We start from the raw sequence: 18,833 nt of genomic DNA on the forward strand, positions 1-18,833 counted from the left end.
GCCCGGACATCCGGGGGTCGCTCAGTCCAGATACGCCTCGAGCGGCGGGCACGAGCACACCAGGTTCCGATCGCCGAACGCGCCGTCGATCCGCCGCACCCCGGGCCACACCTTGGCTCGTGCGCCGTGCACACCCATCGGGTAGACCGCGGTTTCACGACTGTAGGGGTAGGTCCACTCCCCTACCAGGCAGGCCGCGGTGTGCGGGGCACCGCGCAGCGGGCTCTGCTCCACCGGCCAGGTGCCGTCGGCGACGGCATCGATCTCGGCCTTGATCGCGATCATCGCGTCGACGAACGCGTCGAGCTCGTCGAGGTTTTCACTCTCGGTGGGCTCGACCATCAGGGTCCCGGCCACCGGGAAACTCATCGTGGGCGCGTGGAAACCGTAGTCGGCCAGGCGTTTGGCGACGTCGTCGACGGTGACTCCGGTCTGCTTGGTGAGTGGGCGCAGGTCCAGGATGCATTCGTGGGCGACCATCCCGTTCTCACCGGTGTAGAGCACCGGGAAGTGCGGATCGAGCCGCCGCGCAAGGTAATTCGCCGACGCGATGGCGGTGAGCGTGGCCCGGCGCAGGCCGTCGGCACCCATCATCCGAATATAGGCCCAGGTGATCGGCAGGATCGACGCCGAGCCGTAGCGCGCTGCCGACACCGCGTGCGAATCCGCCTGCAGCGGATCGCCCGGCAGATAGGCCGCGAGATGCTCGCGCACCGCCACCGGTCCCACACCGGGTCCGCCGCCGCCATGCGGAATGCAGAACGTCTTGTGCAGATTCAGATGTGACACGTCGCCACCGAAGCGGCCCGGGCGGGCCAGTCCCACCAGTGCGTTCAGGTTGGCACCGTCGACGTAGACCTGGCCGCCGGCCTCGTGCACCAGCGCGCACAAGTCGGCGACCTCGTGCTCGTACACGCCGTGGGTGGACGGGTAGGTGATCATGATGCACGCCAGGCGGTCGGCGTGATCGGCGATCTTGGCTCGCAGATCGTCCAGATCGACGTCACCGTTGTCGCGGCACTTCACCATTTCCACGCGCAATCCGGCCATGGCCGCGGAGGCGGCATTGGTGCCGTGCGCACTCGACGGGATCAGGCATGTGTCGCGATGGGTGTCACCGCGGTCGAGGTGGTAGCGGCGAATGGCGAGCAGCCCGGCGTATTCGCCCTGGCTACCGGCATTGGGCTGCAGACTGACCCGGTCGTACCCGGTCACGGTGGCCAGCCAGCTCTCCAGATCCTCGACGACCCGCAGCATGCCTGCCGCATCGTCCACCGGAGCATAGGGGTGCAGCCGGGCGAATCCCGGCCAGGTGATGGGTTCCATCTCGGCGGTCGCGTTGAGTTTCATGGTGCACGAGCCGAGTGGAATCATGCTGCGGTCCAAGGCGATATCCTTGTCCGACAGCTGACGCAGATATCGCAACATCGCGGTTTCGGTGTGATAGCGGGTGAACGCGGGGTGCGTCAGATACGGCGATGTCCGGGTTTCGATCGAGGTATCGTCCGGCTGCGCCGATCCCCCCACCACACCACCGTCGCCACTGTCGCTGCCGAAGCATTCCAGCACGATCGCGATCTGCGCGTCGGTGGTCGCTTCGTCACAGGCCACCGCGACATGATCGGCGTCGACCAGGCGCAGATTGATCCCGCGCCCCTTCGCCTTGGCCACCACGGCCTCCGCGCCACCGGGCACCGCGACCAGCACGGTATCGAAGAAGCGCCGGTGTACGACGGCCGTACCGAGGCCGACGGCGAGCTGTTCTGCGTGGCGGTGCACTCGTCGGGCGATCGCCCGCAGGCCGTCACCGCCGTGGTACGAGGCGTACATCGCCGCGACGATCGCGAGCAGGACCTGGGCGGTACAGATGTTGGAGGTGGCCTTCTCCCGGCGGATGTGCTGTTCGCGGGTTTGCAGGGCCAGCCGGTAGGCACGCTCACCGTCGGCATCCACCGAGACGCCGACCAATCGGCCCGGCAGTTGCCGGGCATGGGCGGTGCGCACCGCGAGGTAGCCCGCATGCGGCCCACCGAACCCGAGCGGCACACCGAAACGCTGGGTGGTTCCGAAGCAGGCATCGGCGCCCTGTTCGCCGGGCGGAGTGATCAGCGTCAGTGCCAGCAGGTCGGCACCGACCGCAACCAGTGCGCCGCGCTCGTGCGCGGCCGCGATCAGCGCGGCCGGCTCCACGATCCGTCCCGAGGCGCCCGGTGTCTGGACCACGACGCCGAAGAAGTCCCCCTCGGGCAGTACGCCGGTACTCAGATCGGCCTCGACCAGGGTGATGCCGAGCGGTTCGGCGCGGGTTGCCAGCACGGTACGGGTCTGCGGAAACAGATCGGTATCGATGAGCAGGCGTGGCGAGGAGTTGGTGCGGTTGGCGCGGCGCAGCAGTGTCATCGCCTCCGCTGCCGCGGTCGCTTCGTCCAGCATCGAGGCATTGGCGACCTCCATACCGGTCAGGTCACTCACCATGGTCTGAAAATTCAGCAGGGCTTCGAGCCGGCCCTGGCTGATCTCGGGCTGATACGGCGTGTAGGCCGTGTACCACGCGGGGTTCTCCAGCAGGTTGCGAACCAGCACGGGCGGGGTCAGCGTGTCGTAGTATCCGAGCCCGATCATGGAGGTCGCGACGGTGTTCGAATGCGCCAGCGCCGCGAGTTCGGTGAGCGCGGCGTGTTCGGAGACCGCCGCGGGCAGGGCGTCCAGACCGGTGTCGCCGGACGAATCCAGGATGCTCGCCGGGACGGCCCGGCGAGCCAGTTCCTCCATCGACCCGACGCCGACTGCGTCGAGGATCCGATCGAGTTCGGCGGTATCGGGTCCGATGTGGCGGTCGGCGAAACTACGGGTCACGGCAGCTCCCAGGCTCGGGTCGAGTGTCGGCCCTCCCCCTCTGTCGTGGCGCCTGAGAGATTCGGGACCGCACGCGGCACCCTTTCCCCATGGGCGGGCGGTCCGCATTGTGTGCGGCCGCCGCTTTCCAGAGGCGTCGAACTCCGTACGGTCCCTGATGCCTGAGAGATTGACGGGGAGGTGCTGCTCCTTCGGCGTCCGGATCGAACCGGAACTCTCCCGCACGGCGGCGACGCACCCTCAGTTTAAGCGGAGGCGCATGAACACCGTGTTTCCGGACCCGCCGGTACGCGGTCGTCTCTGTCACATCCGACGGCAGTGGCCGCCCGGCGACTACCCGGTCTTGCGGTTCTCCCGCGCCTTGCGCCGGAACGCGAGCTCGTCCTCAGGGCGTTCACTGGCGATATTCTCCTCGGCACGTTCGGCCGGGAAGTTCGCGATGGCACCGGTCAGTTCCCGCATCGCGCCGCTGACCGCGATACCGAAGACGCCCTGACCGCCCTGCAGCAGGTCGACGACCTCTTCCGGCGAAGCACACTCGTAGACGGTGGTGCCGTCGGAGAACAGGGTGATCCCGGCCAGGTCCTCGACTCCGCGGCTGCGCAGATGGTCGACGGCGATACGAATGTTCTGTAACGAGATTCCGGCGTCGAGCAGGCGTTTGACGATCTTGAGGACCAGAATGTCCTTGAACGAGTACAGCCGCTGGCTGCCGGACCCGGTGGCACTGCGAATCGAGGGCAGTACGAGGCCGGTGCGGGCCCAGTAATCGAGCTGCCGGTAGGTGATACCGGCGACCTGGCATGCGCTGGGAACGCGATATCCCACGAGTTCGTCGGGCACGGTGTCGTCAGGGAACAGCCCTGGCTGCACGACCGCGGCTCGCCGCGGGTCGGGTGCTGGTTGCTGCGGTCGGTCTCCCACTGCTACTCCCTCACTGCAATGCCGAAGAAGAACAACGGCCTGATAATCGAGGCTACTCTGTCGATTGTCTCGGCAGCACGGGCGTGAAGCCAAACTTCACGCACGGCGTGTTTCTCACCCTCTACGTGAGGTATAGAGCACAGTCCGGGTCGTTTTCCCCGGCCCCCGACCGCCGGTGACCCCGAGCGGAGTCAGCTGTCGGTAGCTTTGAAATCGTCCGGGGACACCGACTCCAGAAATTCCTTGAACTTCTCGACCTCGTCCTCGCGTTCGTCGGGCATCACCAGCCCGGCTTCCTCGAGCACCGGCTCCTCCGCGTAGATCGGGCAACCCACCCGCAAGGCGATGGCGATCGAATCCGACGGGCGCGCCGAGATCCGCACATCGTTGTCGAAGACGAGATCGGCGTAGAAGGTGCCCTCCTGCAGATCCACGATCCGGACCTCGGTCAGCGTGTGGCCCAGGTCGTGAATGAGGGTCTTGATCAGATCGTGGGTCAACGGCCTGATCGGGGTGACCCCCTCCTGCTCGAGCACGATGGCGGTCGCCTCCGCCTGACCGATCCAAATGGGCAGGTAACGCTCACCCGACTCTTCGCGCAGCAGCAATACGGGCTGGTTCTGGGGCTGCTCGACCCGAATGCCGATCACACGCATTTCACTCATCGCACTGGCCTCCCATACTCACCGACCGCCCGGCACGAGCCCAGCCGGGCAGGCCGTATCACCGAGTCTAGGCGAAGAATTCAGCGACCGAGGGACGCGCGCACCGACGTCTTGACCAAGCTGGCATGCAGAGTCAGCGACAACGCCGCCAACTCGCGGACCGTCTCCTCGGCACGGGCGCGTGCGTCCGCGTCTCGGCTCTTGGCGATCGGCGCCGTGATCTGGGCGACCATCGCCGCCTCCCGATCGGCTGCCAGCTTGAATGCACGCAGATGCCGTGCCTCCAAACCGAATTCACTCATCGCTCGCGCGGTACGGGCAAGCACGACGGCCTCGGCGTCGAAGAATCCGGCGGCGCCGGGCGTGATGAGCCCGGCACGAATCAGTTCGGTGAGAAATTTCTCATCTATCCCGGCCTGATCGAGCAGATCGTGCCGGGTGAGGCGCCGGTCGTGGTCCAGACGCAGATCCTCCGGCGACACCTCACCGGGAACCACGCCCAACCGCCGGGGCGCCTGGGCAGCATTCAACGGCGGCGCGGGCTCGGGCGCACGCCCCGAGCCGTCCACCTCGATACCGTCGGCACGGGCCCGCGCCTCACGCACGCCCAGCGTGGCCGCACCGCGGTCGATCGCTTCGAGTTGTTCCTTGATCACCTTCAAGGGCAGATACTGATCCCGTTGCGCGGTCAGGACGAACTTCAGCCGTTCGACATCGGCAACGGAGAATCTGCGATACCCCGAAGGCGTGCGCTCCGGGCGGATCAGTCCCTCGGATTCGAGGAACCGGATCTTCGAAATGGTGACATCCGGAAAGTCCGGGCGCAGCAGGTCCAGCACGGAGCCGATCGACATTCCTCCGCGTGTCCATTGGTGCGCTGCGCCAGTCATCGGTGGGTTCCGTCCCGGCTCGCTACGCGCCCGGCTCGCCGGCTTGCGATCGCGGTCCGGTCAGGAACACCAGCCGGAACTTACCGATCTGCACCTCGTCGCCGTTCTGCAGCTCCGAGGAGTCCACCGGCTCGCGGTTGACATAGGTGCCGTTCAGGCTGCCCACATCCACGACCTGGAAGGCGTCCTCGTCCTGGCGGAACTCCGCATGCCGACGAGACACCGTGACATCGTCGAGAAAGATGTCGCTGTCGGGGTGACGTCCCGCCGACGTGGTGGGCTGATCCAACAGGAATCGCGAACCCGCGTTCGGCCCGCGCTTCACCACCAGCAGGGCGGCGCCCGCGGGCAGGCCCTCGACCCCTTGCACCGGCGTTTCACCGGTCTGCTCACCGGAGCGCGACGCGTCGACCTCGTTGAGGAAATCAGCGCGGAATACCGAAGTCGTTTCGGCCGCGCTCTCCCCGTAACCCGGGTCTTTGTTCTCGCTCACCCTTGCTCTCCTCCTCGAACCGATTTTCAGTACCGGTATCCGGGGTCAATGCCGAGCGCACTGCCCTCACCGTCACCACTGCCACCCACCGCGACCGGCTGTCGCGTCTTCAGGTGTCACCGGCAGGTTCCGGCAGAGTTCCCGGCACCGGCCGCCGGCACATCTGTTGGCATTGACCGTACCCTGCCCGGGCGCACCCGTGCAGGTAGAACTGGGAAGGCTGATTCAGCCCTCGATAACTCCTTGGTAACCTGCGGCATCGAGCAATCCACCGACCGCACTGTCGAGTGCTGCGGCATCGCCCAGCTCCAGTTCGAACAGCCAGCCGGCACCGTAGGCATCGGTGTTCAACGCCTCGGGGCCCGCGTCCAATTCCTCGTTCACGGCAACAACTTTCGCCGCCAGCGGCGCGTAGATCTCCGACACGCTCTTGGTCGACTCCACCTCGGCGATCGACTCACCGGAAGCGACCTCGGTATCGACCGCCGGCAGCTGCACGAACACCACGTCACCGAGCTGCGACTGCGCATAGTCGGTGATCCCCACCCGCACCCGGGTCGGCGCGACCCGGCGCACCCACTCGTGTTCGGCGGTGTAGCGAAGGTCCTCGGGAAGGTCGGTCACAGGTTGATTCCTTTCACGGGGTGTCCTCTCACTGGCGACGGGTCACCGGCGTCGGGACAACTGTAACCACCCGCACCGACACCGCGATCCGCCACACCCGCTACGAAGTTGCTCGCCCCGCAACAGGTATCGTCCGGGCGACCGCGACCGCCTTGCCGAGATACAGCAGGCCGGTCCAGACATAGGCGCCCACGCCCCACCACAACAGCGCCCAGCCGAACGCATGCGCGAAGCCCTCGACCGGCCAATCCATCTGTCCGGCAAGCAACCACGGCAGCGCCGACATCAGTGCGAAGGTGGCGGCCTTGCCCAGATAGATCACCTCCGGCGGGTCCAGCCGGCGGCGACGGTAGATCGGCAGGGCCGCGGCCAGCACCAGTTCGCGGCCCACCAGGACCACCACCAGCGGCCACGGCAGGATGTCACGGACCAGCAGGCCCACGATCGTGGCGATCAGATACAGCCGGTCCACCAACGGGTCCAGCAGTGCCCCCAGCCGCGAGGACTGATCGAGCAGCCGGGCGAGCTTCCCGTCGAGGAAATCGGTCACACCGCTGACGATCAGCAGGGCGAAGGCCCAGCCGTCGGCATGTTCGACCAGGAGGAGCCACAGCAGCACCGGAACGCCGAGCAGCCGCAGAAAGCTCAACACGTTCGGCACGGTGAGGATGCGGTCCTCGTGCGCGCCCGGCGGTACCGCGTCGCCTGATTCGGGGACCTGATGGTCCGGGCCGGTATCACCGGCCGCTCGGTTGGTCACAGCCTGTGTGCATACCCCAATGCCCGCGGCAATGCCATTCGGGCACGCCGCCGGGGGTGCGGCGGCAGGATAGGTTTATCGGTCGCGCACTCCGGTGGCACACTACGGAGTGACATGATGAGTCGATGACCGTGTCATCGCAGACCGTGTCATTGTGACCGTTCGTACGACCGGTGAACGAGAGGAAGACATGCCCGACTTCGACTACGACGTGGTAGTGATCGGCTCCGGATTCGGCGGCAGTGTCAGTGCACTACGGCTGACGGAGAAGGGCTACCGGGTGGCCGTCCTGGAATCCGGCCGGCGCTGGCCCGCCGACTCGATTCCGAAGTCGAACTGGAATGTGCGCAAATCCATCTGGGCACCTCGTCTCGGCCTGACCGGCCCGCAGCGCATCAGTCTGCTGGGCAAGTGCGCGGTTTTCTCGGCCGCCGGTGTCGGCGGCGGCTCCCTCATCTACGGCAATACCCTCTACGAACCACTGCCGAATTTCTACTCGGATCCGCAGTGGGCCCATATCGCGGACTGGCGCACCGAACTGGCCCCGTACTACGACCAGGCCAAGCGCATGCTCGGCGTGGCACCCAATCCGCGGGTGACCCCGGCCGACGAGGTGATCCGCTCGATCGCCGACGATCTCGGCGTCGGCGAGACCTTTCACGCGACCGACGTCGGCGTCTTCTTCAACGAGGACCGCCCCGGCGTCGAGGTCGACGACCCGTACTTCGGCGGCGCCGGCCCCAAGCGCAGCGGCTGCATCCACTGCGCGCGCTGCCTGACCGGCTGCCCGCACAACGCCAAGAACACCACCCCCACCAACTACCTGTACCTGGCCGAACAGGCCGGCGCCACGGTGTTCGAACTCACCACCGCCACCAAGGTGCGTCCGATGGTCGGCGGCGGGTACGCCATCGAGACCCAACGCTCGGATCGCCGGATCCGTAAGGGCCGCAAGACCTTCACCGCCGAACAGGTGGTCTTCGCCGCCGCCGCGCTGGGCACTCAGAAACTGTTGCACCAGATGCGCGACGAACAGGTGCTGCCGCAGCTGTCACCGCGGCTGGGTGAGCTCACCCGCAGCAATTCCGAAGCGATCCTCAACGTGGTGAGCAAGCAGCGCAGCGATTTCGCGGAAGGTATCGCCATCACCTCCTCGATCCATCCCGAACCCGATACCCATATCGAGGTCTGCCACTACGGCAAGGGGCAGAATGCCCTGTTCCCGATGTCGGTACCGCTCATCGACGGCGGCGCGTTCCGTTTCCTCCGGTTCCTGCTGGCGATCGTGGCGCATCCGATGGTGTTCGCCCGCAGCCTCAATGCCCGGCATGCGTCGGAGAAGTCGGTGATTCTGCTGGTGATGCAGTCACTGGACAATTCGCTGACGTCGTTCCGGCGCTGGGGACGGTTGAAGACACGCCAGGGCACCGGTCAGCCCAATCCGACCTGGATTCCGGTAGCACACGATATCGGCCGCCGGTTCGGCGACAAGGTCGACGGTGACGTGCAGAGCCTGGTCATGGACGTGTTCAACATTCCGGCCACGGCGCACTACATCGGGGGCTGCGTGATCGGCGAAGGTCCAGAAAGCGGTGTGGTGGACCCGTATCAGCGCGTCTTCGGCCACCCCGGACTGCATATCGCCGACGGGTCCACGGTCACGGCCAATCTGGGTGTCAATCCGTCACTGACCATCACCGCCCAGGCCGAACGGGCCATGGCCTTCTGGCCGAACAAGGGGCAGCCGGATCCGCGCCCCGCGCTCGGCTCCACGTATCGTCGCATCGCTCCCGTCGCACCACATTTCGCGACCGTTCCGGATTTCGCACCGGGCGCACTGCGCCTGCCGATCGACCCTGCTCCCAGCACCCGCTGAGCCGCAGGCCCGGACGCCCGGCTGCTCCGGCGCGTCGAATTCTCACCCGGTCCTGCAGCGCCCCTTATGCTTTCCGTACCGGGTGTCGACGAAAGGGCGGTCGCCAATGCTGGTGCGGGTGCAGAATGCGGCCGGAACTCCGGCCGAACGGGCTCTCATCGATTGGCTGCGCACGTGGAAGGGTCCACACGACCCGCACGGCGTGGCGACGATCAACTGCAGCCTGTTCTATGCCGACCGGCTGCATCAGTTCGACGCGGTGGTCTGGACACCCACCACCTGCGTGGTGATCGAGGTCGAAACCCTCGCCCAGCAGGTCGAGGGTGATCTCGAGGTGCCACTGAACGGGCCGTGGCGGGTGCACGGACAGGTGGTCGGATTCGAGGGCGGTGACCGCGGCACCCCGTTGGACCGCTCACACGAGCACACCTATGCGCTGCAGAGCTGGCTCTCGGAACGAGGATTGGGCCAGCGGGTGGTGCACGGCATGGTCGTGGTGGTGCCTCAGCACGGGTCGACGCCACGAATCCGTCAGCTGTGGAACGACCCCGGCCTGCAGGTGATCGCGGGCGACGGGCCGGACCGGCTCGCCGAGTCCTTGAACGCGCTCACCGCGCAGGGCCGCGCGCAGTGGACGGTGAACGAGATCGCCCTCACCTTCCGCGGGCTGGGCAGCCTGCCGTATCTGCCGTCGCCACAGGAGCTGGTCGGCGAGGGTTTCGGCGGCGAGGTGGATACCACGCTCTGGTACGGCGGTCCGCAGCAGGCGCAGGCCGAGGCCTTCTTCGAGGAGCGCAGCAACGCCGAGCAGGGCTACGACCGGCAGTCGGCGATCACGATGCCGTGGTACAGCCCCTGGAATCTGTATCCGAAGGAAGCCGACCGGATAGATCTCGGGCGAGTGGTGCTGCGGACGCTGCTGGCGGCCGGCATGCTCATCGGCGCTGCGTGGGTGCTGTGGATGGTGATCTCGCTCGTGATCGCCTACGGACCGGGCTGATCGCGCGCCACCGCGTCGGACGCCGGTTGCGCGGCATCCGCCCGTACCGAATTTCCGGCGGGCGCCACCGAGGGGACCGACTCGGTCCCCGGTAGCGCGACCCCGCCCGACGTAGGCGTCGCTGCCGCCGGCGGGTGCGCAGCCGGATCGAACGGCTCGCCGGGTGCCCCGCGCTCTGTTCTGCGGCGTACCCGGATCAGCGCCGCCCAGCAACCGAGCACCGCGGCGAGGGCTACGGTAGCTCCGCCGGCGATATCGCTCGGATAGTGGTACCCCAGCCCGACCATCCCCACCGCGAAAGCCACCAGTGCAGCTGCCGCGACCGCACCGATCACGATTCGCGTCCGCGCGTCGGCCACGACCAGCAGCACACCGGTGACGATGGCCGTGAACTGCACGGTGTGCCCGCTCGGATAGGCGAGATAGTCGTCGAGCTGCCTGTCCCACAGCGGTTTCAGGACCCAGGTGTTGAGTGCCACCACCAGCTCGGGAATCACCACCAGGAAGCCGGCCCCCCACCAGTCGCGACGGTACAGGCAGTACAGCACGCCGAGCAGCAGGATCGGCAGCACCACATAGGCATTACTGGGCACGACCAACGCGTGGTAGAGCCCCGGATGGGTGTCGAGCCCCTCGTGCACCCGATCGCCGATCGCGCGATCGACCGCGGTCGGCCCGCCGTCCGGCGGGAAGCTCAGTGGAATCGTCACCGTGATCAGCAGGCCGATCACCACGATCGCAGCGGTGACCACGGGTCGGGGGCAGTACCAGGTGGGTGGTGGAGCGGGCACGTCTCGACGATAGCCGTCGCGGGTGCCGCGCTCCGGTCACCCGGCACCCGCCGCGAACACCCGCACGGTGGCGCCTCCCCGGCACGGATCCGTCCGGATCAGGCCCCCTGATGCACGCTCGCGTCGTCGAGCATCGCGGCGTTCAGCATCGCTTCCGGCACACCGAGTGCCGCCACCAGCGTCTTCGATTCCGGCCGCAGCCGATCGACGAGCTCGTTCACCCCGCGCCGCACCGCCTTGGCACGCTCCACCGACATGAATCGGTGCATGATGTACCAGGCCTGGTTCTGTTCGATCGTCCAATAGACGAACAGGTCGCAGACCGTGTCCGCCAGCGCTCGCGCGTCGGGGTCCTCGATATCGGCAATCCCCTCGATGAACGCCTCCAGCACCAACCGATCGATATGTGCTTCGCCGGCGGCGAGAATATGGTCCTGCGCGTTGTTGAACGCCTCGAACGGGCCGGTCTCCTCGGCTCGCGCGCGCAGCCGATGGGCGGCGGTGCGGGTCAGATAATCCTCGCGATCGGCGAACAACTGCAGCTGGACCGAGCGCCGGGACAGGTCGCCGTCGTCGACTCCTTCGTCGGACCGGTCCCGCAGGCGCTGGATCAGCTGGCGCACACCCGAGGTCTGGCGCACCACATCGCGTGCCATGGTGGCTGCGAACCGGACCCATCCCAGGGCGTCGAGGTCGCGGACCTCGTCGGAGTAGGCGGTCAGCAGCTCCTTGGCGACGAGCTGGGTAAGCACCACGTTGTCACCTTCGAAGGTGGTGAACACGTCGGTGTCGGCCTTCAGGGTCACCAGCCGGTTCTCGGTGAGATACCCTGCACCGCCGCAGCTTTCGCGACATTCCTGGATCGCGCGGGTGGCATGCCGGGTCTGCGCGACCTTGAATCCGGCGGCGCGCTTCTCCAGGGCACGCTGGGCGCCGGGGTCGAGATCCTGTCCGGTCTGCACCAGATGCATGCGCCGCACCAGATCGTTCTGCGCGAACGACAACGCGAATGCCCGGGCCACATGGGGCAGCAGCCGGCGCTGGTGGCTGCGGTAGTCCAGCAGCAGGGTCTCACCACCGTCGTCCGGATCGGAGAACTGCCGGCGTTTGTCGCCGTAACGCAGGGCGATACTGAGCGCCACCTTCGCGCCGGCCGCCGCCGCACCGCCGACGCTGACGCGTCCACGGACCAGGGTGCCCAGGGTGGTGAAGAAACGGCGGCTCGGATTCTCGATCTCGGAGCTGTAGGTGCCGTCCGGGGCCACGTCGGCGTAGCGGTTGAGCAGATTCTCGCGCGGGATCCGCACCCGGTCGAAGACGATTCGCCCGTTGTCCACACCGTCCAGACCACCCTTGAGGCCGCAGTCGGAGGTCTGCACCCCGGGCAAATCGTTGCCTTCCTCGTCCCGGATCGGCACCAGGAAGCAATGCACGCCCTTGCTTTCCCCGCCGGTGACCAGCTGTGCGAACACCGCCGCCATCCGAGCGTGCTCGGCCGCACCGCCGATGTAGTCCTTGCGCGCGGAAACGGTCGGGCTGTGCACGACGAACTCACCGGCGTCCGGATCATAGGTGGCGGTGGTCTCCAGATTCGCCACATCGCTGCCGTGCCCGGATTCGGTCATCGCGAAACAGCCGAGCAGATCCAGCGACAGCAGGCGCTTGACGATATCGGCGTGGCGATCGGTGCCCAGGTTCTCCACCGCACCGCCGAACAATCCCCACTGCACCCCGGACTTGACCCAGAGCGACAGGTCGGCATAGGCCAGCATCTCCAGACCGGTCACGGCGCCACCGGGATCGCCCGTCCCGCCGTGCTCGATGCTGAAACCCTTTTCCGCATAGCCGAACTCGGTGACCAGCTGCATCTGGTCGAGGACCCGTGCCCGCGCGGCGCGGTAGTCGAGGTAGGGATCGCCGAACAAGCGCTCGTCGACCAGTTGACGCCTGGCCTGCTCGCGCACGTCTCGCCACGGCCCGTCCAGGGCCGCGCGCAGATGGTCAGCTGTCGAAGTCTCGGTGCCCATGGATCCGACTGTAGCCTCGGAATGCGACCCGAGGACGGTAGCCGCGAGATTGCCGCGTCCGAAGAAACCCCGGTGGCGTGAGGCAGCTAACTCCCCTGCCGACGCGCACGCCGACTACCGTGTCGTGTGTGACAGATGAGTTGGAGCCCGAACTCGTCCGCACGGGGCCGGAACCACGGCCCAGTTCGTTGTGGCATCGGGCGATGGGAGCGATAACCGATCGACTGGTCGCTCAGCGACAGGCAACGGTCGACGCGGTGGTCGAAGCTCCGGCACCGTTGCAGCCGATCGATTTCACCGATGACGCCGCGGTCACCGAGGTTCTGGAGCTCGCCGAACGGGTCGGCGAGGTTGTTCTGGCCTCCGGCGCCGCAGTCACCGATGCCACGACACATATCGAAATCATCGCCGCTACTTACGGTTTGGCGAAATGCGATATCGACGTCACCTACAACTCGATTCGTATCTCCGCCGACCGCGGGCCGCGACTCCCGCCGGCCACCACGATGCGCGTGGTGAACCACCGCTCACTCGACTTCACCCGGCTCTCGGCGGTCGACCGGCTCACTCGCCGCATCCGCCGCGAAATGGTGCCACCGGCCGAGGCGCACGCGACCCTCGACGCCATCACCACCGCGCCCCATCCCTACAACCGCTGGATCGCGACCGTCGGCTGGGCGACGTTGGCGGCAGCGATTGCGTTACTGCTCAACGGCGGCCCGTTGGTTGCCATCGTGAGCTTCGCCACCACCTTCCTGATCGACCGGTGCAACCGCGAGCTGAACAAACGCGGCCTGCCGTTCTTCTTCCAGAACATGATGGGCGGGATCATCGCCACTGTTCCGGCGATCCTGCTGACCGCATTCGCAGACAATCTGCGGGGCACCTTCGCCGGGGAGCTCGCCGACAATCCCAGCCTGATCGTCGCGGCGGGGATCACCGTGCTGCTCAGTGGTCTGCAACTGGTCGGTGCCGTCCAGGACGCGATCACCGGTGCGCCCATCACCGCGGCGGCTCGCATGCTCGACGTTCTCGTGATGACCGGCGCCATCATCGGCGGCGTCGCCCTGGCGCTCCGAGTCGCGCAGGCCTTCGGGACGCAGCCGCCACCGATCGAGATCGCCTCCTACGATTTGGACAATCTGCCGCTCAAGGTGTTCGCCGGCGCGCTGGGCGCGGTGGCTTTCGCGCTCGCCTGTTATGCGGAGCGGCGCGCACTGACCGTCGCCGGGATCAGCGGCGCCGGGATCACGGTGTGCTATCTGCTGGTGCAGCACTTCGAATTCGGACCGGTGATCGCGGCCGCGGCCTCGGCGACCGTGATCGGCCTGGTCGGTGGCCTGTTCGCCCGGCGGGCGCTGATTCCGCCACTGGTCGTCGCGGTCGCGGGCATCACACCGCTGCTCCCGGGTCTCAAGGTCTACCGCGGGCTGTCCGCGTTGCTCGAGGGAGGAGAGCAACTACCGGAGGGCCTGAATCAGATGTTCGCCGCCCTGGTGGTGGGTTGCGCGCTGGGCGGCGGCATCACCCTCGGTGAATGGTTCGCCCGCTGGCTGCGCCGGCCGCGCATCCTGCAGCGGGTTCGGGTGCCCCTGCCCCGGCCGGAACAACCGGCCTGACGCGAGCGTGCGTCGCACTGCCGGAGCTGGTCCGGCCGAGCACAGGTCGGCCGGACCAGGTCGCCGCCTAGTCCGCGAAGCCGATCGACCGTGCCAGATCCGCCAGGGTTGCGTCGAACAGGGCGTCGGGATTGCGCATCGGCATCGGATAGTTGCCGAACACCTCGAGGGTCACGTGCCCGTACAGGCGTGCCCAGAACTGCGTCATCAGATAGGTGACGCCGAGATCGAGCTTCTCGGCGGGGAACTTCTGCCCCGACTCGGCCAGCGCCGCCAGCAGCTCGGTCTGGAATCCGACGAGGTCCTCGCGCACGCCGTGCGGGATCACATCGGTCGGCGGCGTGACGATGTCGTAGGTGGTGAGCAACCGGCCGGCCGCCTCCAGGAATATCCGCCCGAACGGCTCGTCGAATTTGCGCATGGTGCTGGTGGAATCACCGGCTGCCGAGGCGAACACGAGCGTGAACTCGTGCGCGTGCGACAGCGCCCAGCGCCGGAACCCCTTGCAGATCGCGAAAAGCTGAACGATGCCGTCCTCGGGTAGTGTCGCGACCTCTTCGGCGAGTTCCTGCGCGAGGTCGGCGCAGATGTCGCTGCGTAGCGCCTCCACCAGATCCTCGTGCGATCCGTAATAGCGATACAGCGCGGGCGCGGTGATCCCCAGTTCGCGGGCGATGGCGCGCAGGGTGACCGCTTCGGGTCCCTGCGCGACCAGTAGTCCGCGAGCCGCGGACCGGATATCGCCGTCGGTCACCGCGGGCATCCGGCCCCGTCGTGCGGCTGTCATGCGTTGTCCTTCGTCGCATGCGCCGACGGCCTCGACGTCACGGGTACGTCGAGGCCGGTGCGCACGCTGTGTTCCGGGCCGCAGTATGCGAGGTACCGGGACTGCCACTGCCATCGGCGGCCCCGGCGTCCTGCTCACTCGTAGGCGACCTGCCAGCTCTTGATTCCGTTCAACCAGCCCGAGCGTAGCCGGACCGGCTCGGAAACCTCACGCAGGTTCGGCATTACGTCGGCGATGGCGTTGAAGATCAGATCCAGCTGCAGCCGGGCCAGATTGGCGCCGACGCAGTAGTGCGTGCCGGTGCCACCGAATCCGACGTGCGGGTTCGGGTTGCGCATGATGTCGAATTCGAAGGGCTTGTCGAAGCGTTCCTCGTCGAAATTGGCCGACGAGTAGAACAGCCCGACCCGCTGTCCCTTCGCGATGGCCTGGCCACCGATTTCGGTGTCGGCCAGGGCGGTCCGCTGGAAGGCGATGACCGGGGTGGCCCAGCGCACGATCTCGTCGGGCGCGGTGCGCGGACGCTCGGCCTTGTAGAGCTCCCACTGCTCCGGGTTGTCGACGAAGGCCTTCATGCCGTGCGTGGTGGCGTTGCGGGTGGTCTCGTTGCCGGCCACCGCGAGCAGGATGACGAACCAGGCGAATTCCTCCGAACCCAGTGCCTCACCGTCGATGTCGGCGTCGAGCAGCTGCGAGACGATGTCGTCGGCCGGGCACTTGCGCTTCTCCTCGGCGAGGTTCCACGCGTAGCCCATCACCTGGGCGTTGGCCATCTTGTAGCTGTCGGCGAATTCGGGATCGTCGTAGCCCATCATCTGGTTGGACCACTCGAACAGCTGCCCACGGTCGGACTGCGGCACACCCAGCAGTTCGGCGATCGCCTGCAGCGGCAGCTCGCACGCCACCTGCTGCACGAAGTCACCGCCGCCGGTCTTCTTGGCCTCGTGCACGATGCGCTCGGCACGCTCGCGCAGCGCGACGCGCAGGCTCTCGACCGCGCGCGGGGTGAAGCCGCGGGAGATGATGCGACGCAGCTTGTCGTGTTCCGGCGGATCGGTGTTGACCAGCATCGCGCGCTGGATCTCGATCTCCTCGCGGGTGATCTCACCGTTGAAGCGGATCACCGCGGTGTTCTCGTGCGTGGAGAAGACCTCGGAGTTCTTCGAGATCTCCTTGATGTCGTCGAGGCGGCTGACGACCCAGTAGCCTCCGTCGTCGAAGCCGCTCACCCCCTTGGGCTGGTCGACCCACCACACCGGGGCGGCGCGGCGGAGTTCGGCCCACTCGGCGACGGGCAGACGGCTGCCCAGCAGGTCGGGGTCGGTGAAGTCGAAATCATGACCGATGGACGGCAGAGACGGCGCGGACACGGTACCTCCTTTGGAACACGTTCCCAAGGAGTGAACCACACCACACCCGATTTGTGAACACCTATTAGTAAATAATGTTCACAACAGTGTCGTCACCCATCACGACCTGCCCGGCAAGCCGCCGTGAACGGGTCCGCGGGCGTCCCGTTCCGCGGACCCCGTCGCTCAGTCCAGCTGCAACTGCGGTGAGTACAACTCCAGCCAGGTATGCAGATCGATGATCCGATCCAGCCCCATGCGGTCACCGCTGTCCATCCGCACCGGATCCAGCGCTACCGCACGCTCGAGCCAGCGCCGATCGATCAGTTCGAAGACCGCCGAATCCCCGCCGAGAATCTCCTTGGACTGCTGCTGCAACTGCGCCGCGTAACCCGGGTCCTGCGTGGAGGGGTACGGGCTCTTGACCCGCTGCACCACCGACTCCGGCAGGACATGTTTCGAGGCGTGCCGCAGCAGGCTCTTCTCCCGGCCGTCGAACGTCTTCAGCGCCCACGGCGTGTTGTAGACGTACTCCACGAGCCGGTGATCACAGAACGGCACCCGCACCTCGAGCCCCACCGCCATCGACGCCCGGTCCTTGCGGTCGAGCAGGGTGCGCACGAATCGCGTCAGATGCAGGTGACAGATCGTGCGCATGCGGTGCTCGAGCTCCGATTCACCGTCCAGGTGTTCGACCTCGGCAACCGCGGTGGCGTACTGATCGGCGACGAACCGCTCCAGGTCCAGTTGTTCACGCAGTTCCGGGCGGATGATCGACCAGCGTCCCTCCCCGGTCAGGGCGGTACTGAACGCCATCCAGGGAAACGTGTCGGCCTTGCGGGCGACCTCGTCGTGGAACCAGCGGTAACCGCCGAAGACCTCGTCGGCGGACTCACCGGACAAGGCGACCGTCGACTGTTCGCGAATCGCCTTGAACAGCAGATACAGCGAGTTGTCCATATCACCCAGGCCGGCCGGGATATCGCGTGCGGTGATCACCGCACGGCGAATCGCCGGATCCGACAACTCGGCGGGGTCGAGGACGACATCGCTGTGATACGAGCGCACCAGTTCGGCCACCTCGCGCACGAACGGGGAATCGGGCGTGGCACGCATCTCGTCGGGGACGAAGTTCTGCTCCTGGTCGGCGAAGTCGACCGAGAAGGTCCGAAGTTGCTCACCGCTGTCCTGCAGACGGGCGGCCGCCAGGCCGGTGATGGCACTGGAATCCAGACCGCCGGAGAGCAGCACACAGCGCGGCACATCGGAGATCAGCTGGCGATCGACGATATCGGTGAGCAGTTCGCGCACCCGGCTCACGGTTTCCTCGCGGCCGTCGGTGTGTTCGGCGGCGCTCAGCCGCCAGTAGGTGCGTTCGCGAACCCCCTGGCGATCCACCGTGACCAGCGTGCCGGGCAGCACCTCGTGCATGCCCTTCCACAGCGACCAGCCCGGCTGCTTGGTCGCCGCGAACATCTCCCGCAGCCCGTCGAGATCGACGGTCCGCCCGGCGAGCGGGTTGGCCAGGATCGCCTTGGGCTCGGACCCGAACAGCACGCCGTCGGGCGTCGGGTAGTAGTAGAACGGCTTGATCCCCATCCGGTCGCGCACCATGACCAGCTTCTGCTCGCGATCGTCCCAGATCGCGAAGGCGTACATGCCGTTGAGCCGGTCGACCAGCGCTTCGCCCCACTGGAGATAGGCCAGCAGTACCACCTCGGTGTCACTGTCGGTCTCGAATCGATGCCCCAGCGCCCCCAGTTCGGCGCGCAGCTCCCGGAAATTGTAGGTCTCACCGGAGTACACCAGGCCGATGTCACCCGCGGGGGTGTGCACGCTCATCGGCTGCGCACCACCGGGCAGGTCGATGATGGCCAGCCGACGATGCCCGAGAGCACCATGCTCACGAACGAAAGTGCCCCGACCGTCCGGGCCGCGACAAGCCATGGTCTCGGTCATCGCATCGATGTCCCCCTGGCGCCGGGTGAGGTCCTCCGAGAAGGCCACCCAGCCCGCGATTCCGCACATTACTCCACCTCTCACAAATCGTTAGCATGGCGAACTATATGCAAATCCGTTGTAACACAAGAGGAATCATCAATGCCACTACACGCCCGACTTGTCCGGACTCGCCCTATTCGCCCCACTTGACCCGTCCATACCAGGCATATG

The 18,833-nt window shown here is 66.8% G+C and carries 15 protein-coding genes and 1 riboswitch; of the genes, 3 read left to right on the forward strand and 12 right to left on the reverse strand.

What is annotated here, in order from left to right:
- Positions 1 to 21 precede the first annotated feature (21 nt).
- The 7 genes from gcvP to NV2_RS15935 all read right to left on the reverse strand — a co-directional run bounded on the left by gcvP (position 22) and on the right by NV2_RS15935 (position 7,212).
- Complete coding sequence (gene gcvP / locus NV2_RS15905; protein WP_373863569.1) at positions 22 to 2,856, reverse strand: aminomethyl-transferring glycine dehydrogenase; 2,835 nt, start codon at positions 2,854 to 2,856, stop codon at positions 22 to 24.
- Between the two features lie 138 nt (positions 2,857 to 2,994).
- Positions 2,995 to 3,088, reverse strand: a riboswitch (glycine riboswitch).
- Between the two features lie 101 nt (positions 3,089 to 3,189).
- Positions 3,190 to 3,780 (reverse strand): MerR family transcriptional regulator, encoded by a 591-nt coding sequence (locus tag NV2_RS15910; protein ID WP_067874219.1) that lies wholly within the window; start codon positions 3,778 to 3,780, stop codon positions 3,190 to 3,192.
- 191 nt (positions 3,781 to 3,971) lie between these two features.
- Positions 3,972 to 4,445, reverse strand: a complete 474-nt coding sequence (locus NV2_RS15915; protein ID WP_067874221.1) for a bifunctional nuclease family protein — start codon at positions 4,443 to 4,445, stop codon at positions 3,972 to 3,974.
- An 80-nt stretch (positions 4,446 to 4,525) separates the two neighbouring features.
- Positions 4,526 to 5,299, reverse strand: coding sequence for a transcriptional regulator FtsR (gene ftsR / locus NV2_RS15920; protein WP_157102925.1), 774 nt, complete (start codon positions 5,297 to 5,299; stop codon positions 4,526 to 4,528).
- A gap of 58 nt (positions 5,300 to 5,357) precedes the next feature.
- Complete coding sequence (gene odhI, locus NV2_RS15925) at positions 5,358 to 5,828, reverse strand: oxoglutarate dehydrogenase inhibitor Odhl (RefSeq protein WP_067874227.1); 471 nt, start codon at positions 5,826 to 5,828, stop codon at positions 5,358 to 5,360.
- Positions 5,829 to 6,053: 225 nt separating this feature from the next.
- Entirely contained in the window at positions 6,054 to 6,452 is a 399-nt protein-coding gene (gene gcvH / locus NV2_RS15930; protein ID WP_067874231.1) for a glycine cleavage system protein GcvH, read from the reverse strand.
- A gap of 100 nt (positions 6,453 to 6,552) precedes the next feature.
- Positions 6,553 to 7,212: a CDP-alcohol phosphatidyltransferase family protein gene (locus NV2_RS15935; protein ID WP_084474805.1), complete on the reverse strand. Its 660-nt coding sequence runs from the start codon at positions 7,210 to 7,212 to the stop codon at positions 6,553 to 6,555.
- Between the two features lie 190 nt (positions 7,213 to 7,402).
- On the opposite strand from NV2_RS15935, the gene NV2_RS15940 reads away from it, so the two are divergent.
- Together NV2_RS15940 and NV2_RS15945 are read left to right on the forward strand one after the other, a co-directional pair.
- Complete coding sequence (locus NV2_RS15940; protein ID WP_067874233.1) at positions 7,403 to 9,088, forward strand: GMC oxidoreductase; 1,686 nt, start codon at positions 7,403 to 7,405, stop codon at positions 9,086 to 9,088.
- A 106-nt stretch (positions 9,089 to 9,194) separates the two neighbouring features.
- Complete coding sequence (locus NV2_RS15945) at positions 9,195 to 10,088, forward strand: nuclease-related domain-containing protein (protein WP_067874236.1); 894 nt, start codon at positions 9,195 to 9,197, stop codon at positions 10,086 to 10,088.
- Here the strand turns inward: NV2_RS15945 and NV2_RS15950 are convergent.
- Together NV2_RS15950 and NV2_RS15955 are read right to left on the reverse strand one after the other, a co-directional pair.
- On the reverse strand, positions 10,073 to 10,879 hold the full coding sequence (locus tag NV2_RS15950) for a phosphatase PAP2 family protein (protein WP_245662619.1): 807 nt from the start codon (positions 10,877 to 10,879) through the stop codon (positions 10,073 to 10,075). The two genes, NV2_RS15945 and NV2_RS15950, sit on opposite strands and share 16 nt — an antisense overlap.
- Positions 10,880 to 10,977: 98 nt before the next feature.
- Complete coding sequence (locus tag NV2_RS15955) at positions 10,978 to 12,906, reverse strand: acyl-CoA dehydrogenase family protein (RefSeq protein ID WP_067874239.1); 1,929 nt, start codon at positions 12,904 to 12,906, stop codon at positions 10,978 to 10,980.
- Positions 12,907 to 13,109: 203 nt separating this feature from the next.
- On the opposite strand from NV2_RS15955, the gene NV2_RS15960 reads away from it, so the two are divergent.
- A complete protein-coding gene (locus tag NV2_RS15960) occupies positions 13,110 to 14,525 on the forward strand; it encodes a threonine/serine exporter family protein (protein ID WP_067874242.1) in 1,416 nt (471 codons plus the stop codon).
- Positions 14,526 to 14,592: 67 nt separating this feature from the next.
- Here NV2_RS15960 and NV2_RS15965 read toward each other — a convergent pair whose 3' ends face one another.
- From NV2_RS15965 to asnB, 3 genes are all read right to left on the reverse strand, one after another.
- A complete protein-coding gene (locus NV2_RS15965; RefSeq protein ID WP_067874248.1) occupies positions 14,593 to 15,312 on the reverse strand; it encodes a TetR/AcrR family transcriptional regulator in 720 nt (239 codons plus the stop codon).
- Positions 15,313 to 15,446: 134 nt separating this feature from the next.
- Positions 15,447 to 16,682, reverse strand: coding sequence for a cytochrome P450 (locus NV2_RS15970; protein ID WP_067874250.1), 1,236 nt, complete (start codon positions 16,680 to 16,682; stop codon positions 15,447 to 15,449).
- A gap of 165 nt (positions 16,683 to 16,847) precedes the next feature.
- Positions 16,848 to 18,689, reverse strand: a complete 1,842-nt coding sequence (asnB, locus tag NV2_RS15975) for an asparagine synthase (glutamine-hydrolyzing) (RefSeq protein ID WP_067874252.1) — start codon at positions 18,687 to 18,689, stop codon at positions 16,848 to 16,850.
- Positions 18,690 to 18,833: the final 144 nt, after the last annotated feature.

The organism is Nocardia vermiculata NBRC 100427, assembly GCF_001613265.1.
GTDB classification, from domain to species: domain Bacteria; phylum Actinomycetota; class Actinomycetes; order Mycobacteriales; family Mycobacteriaceae; genus Nocardia; species Nocardia vermiculata.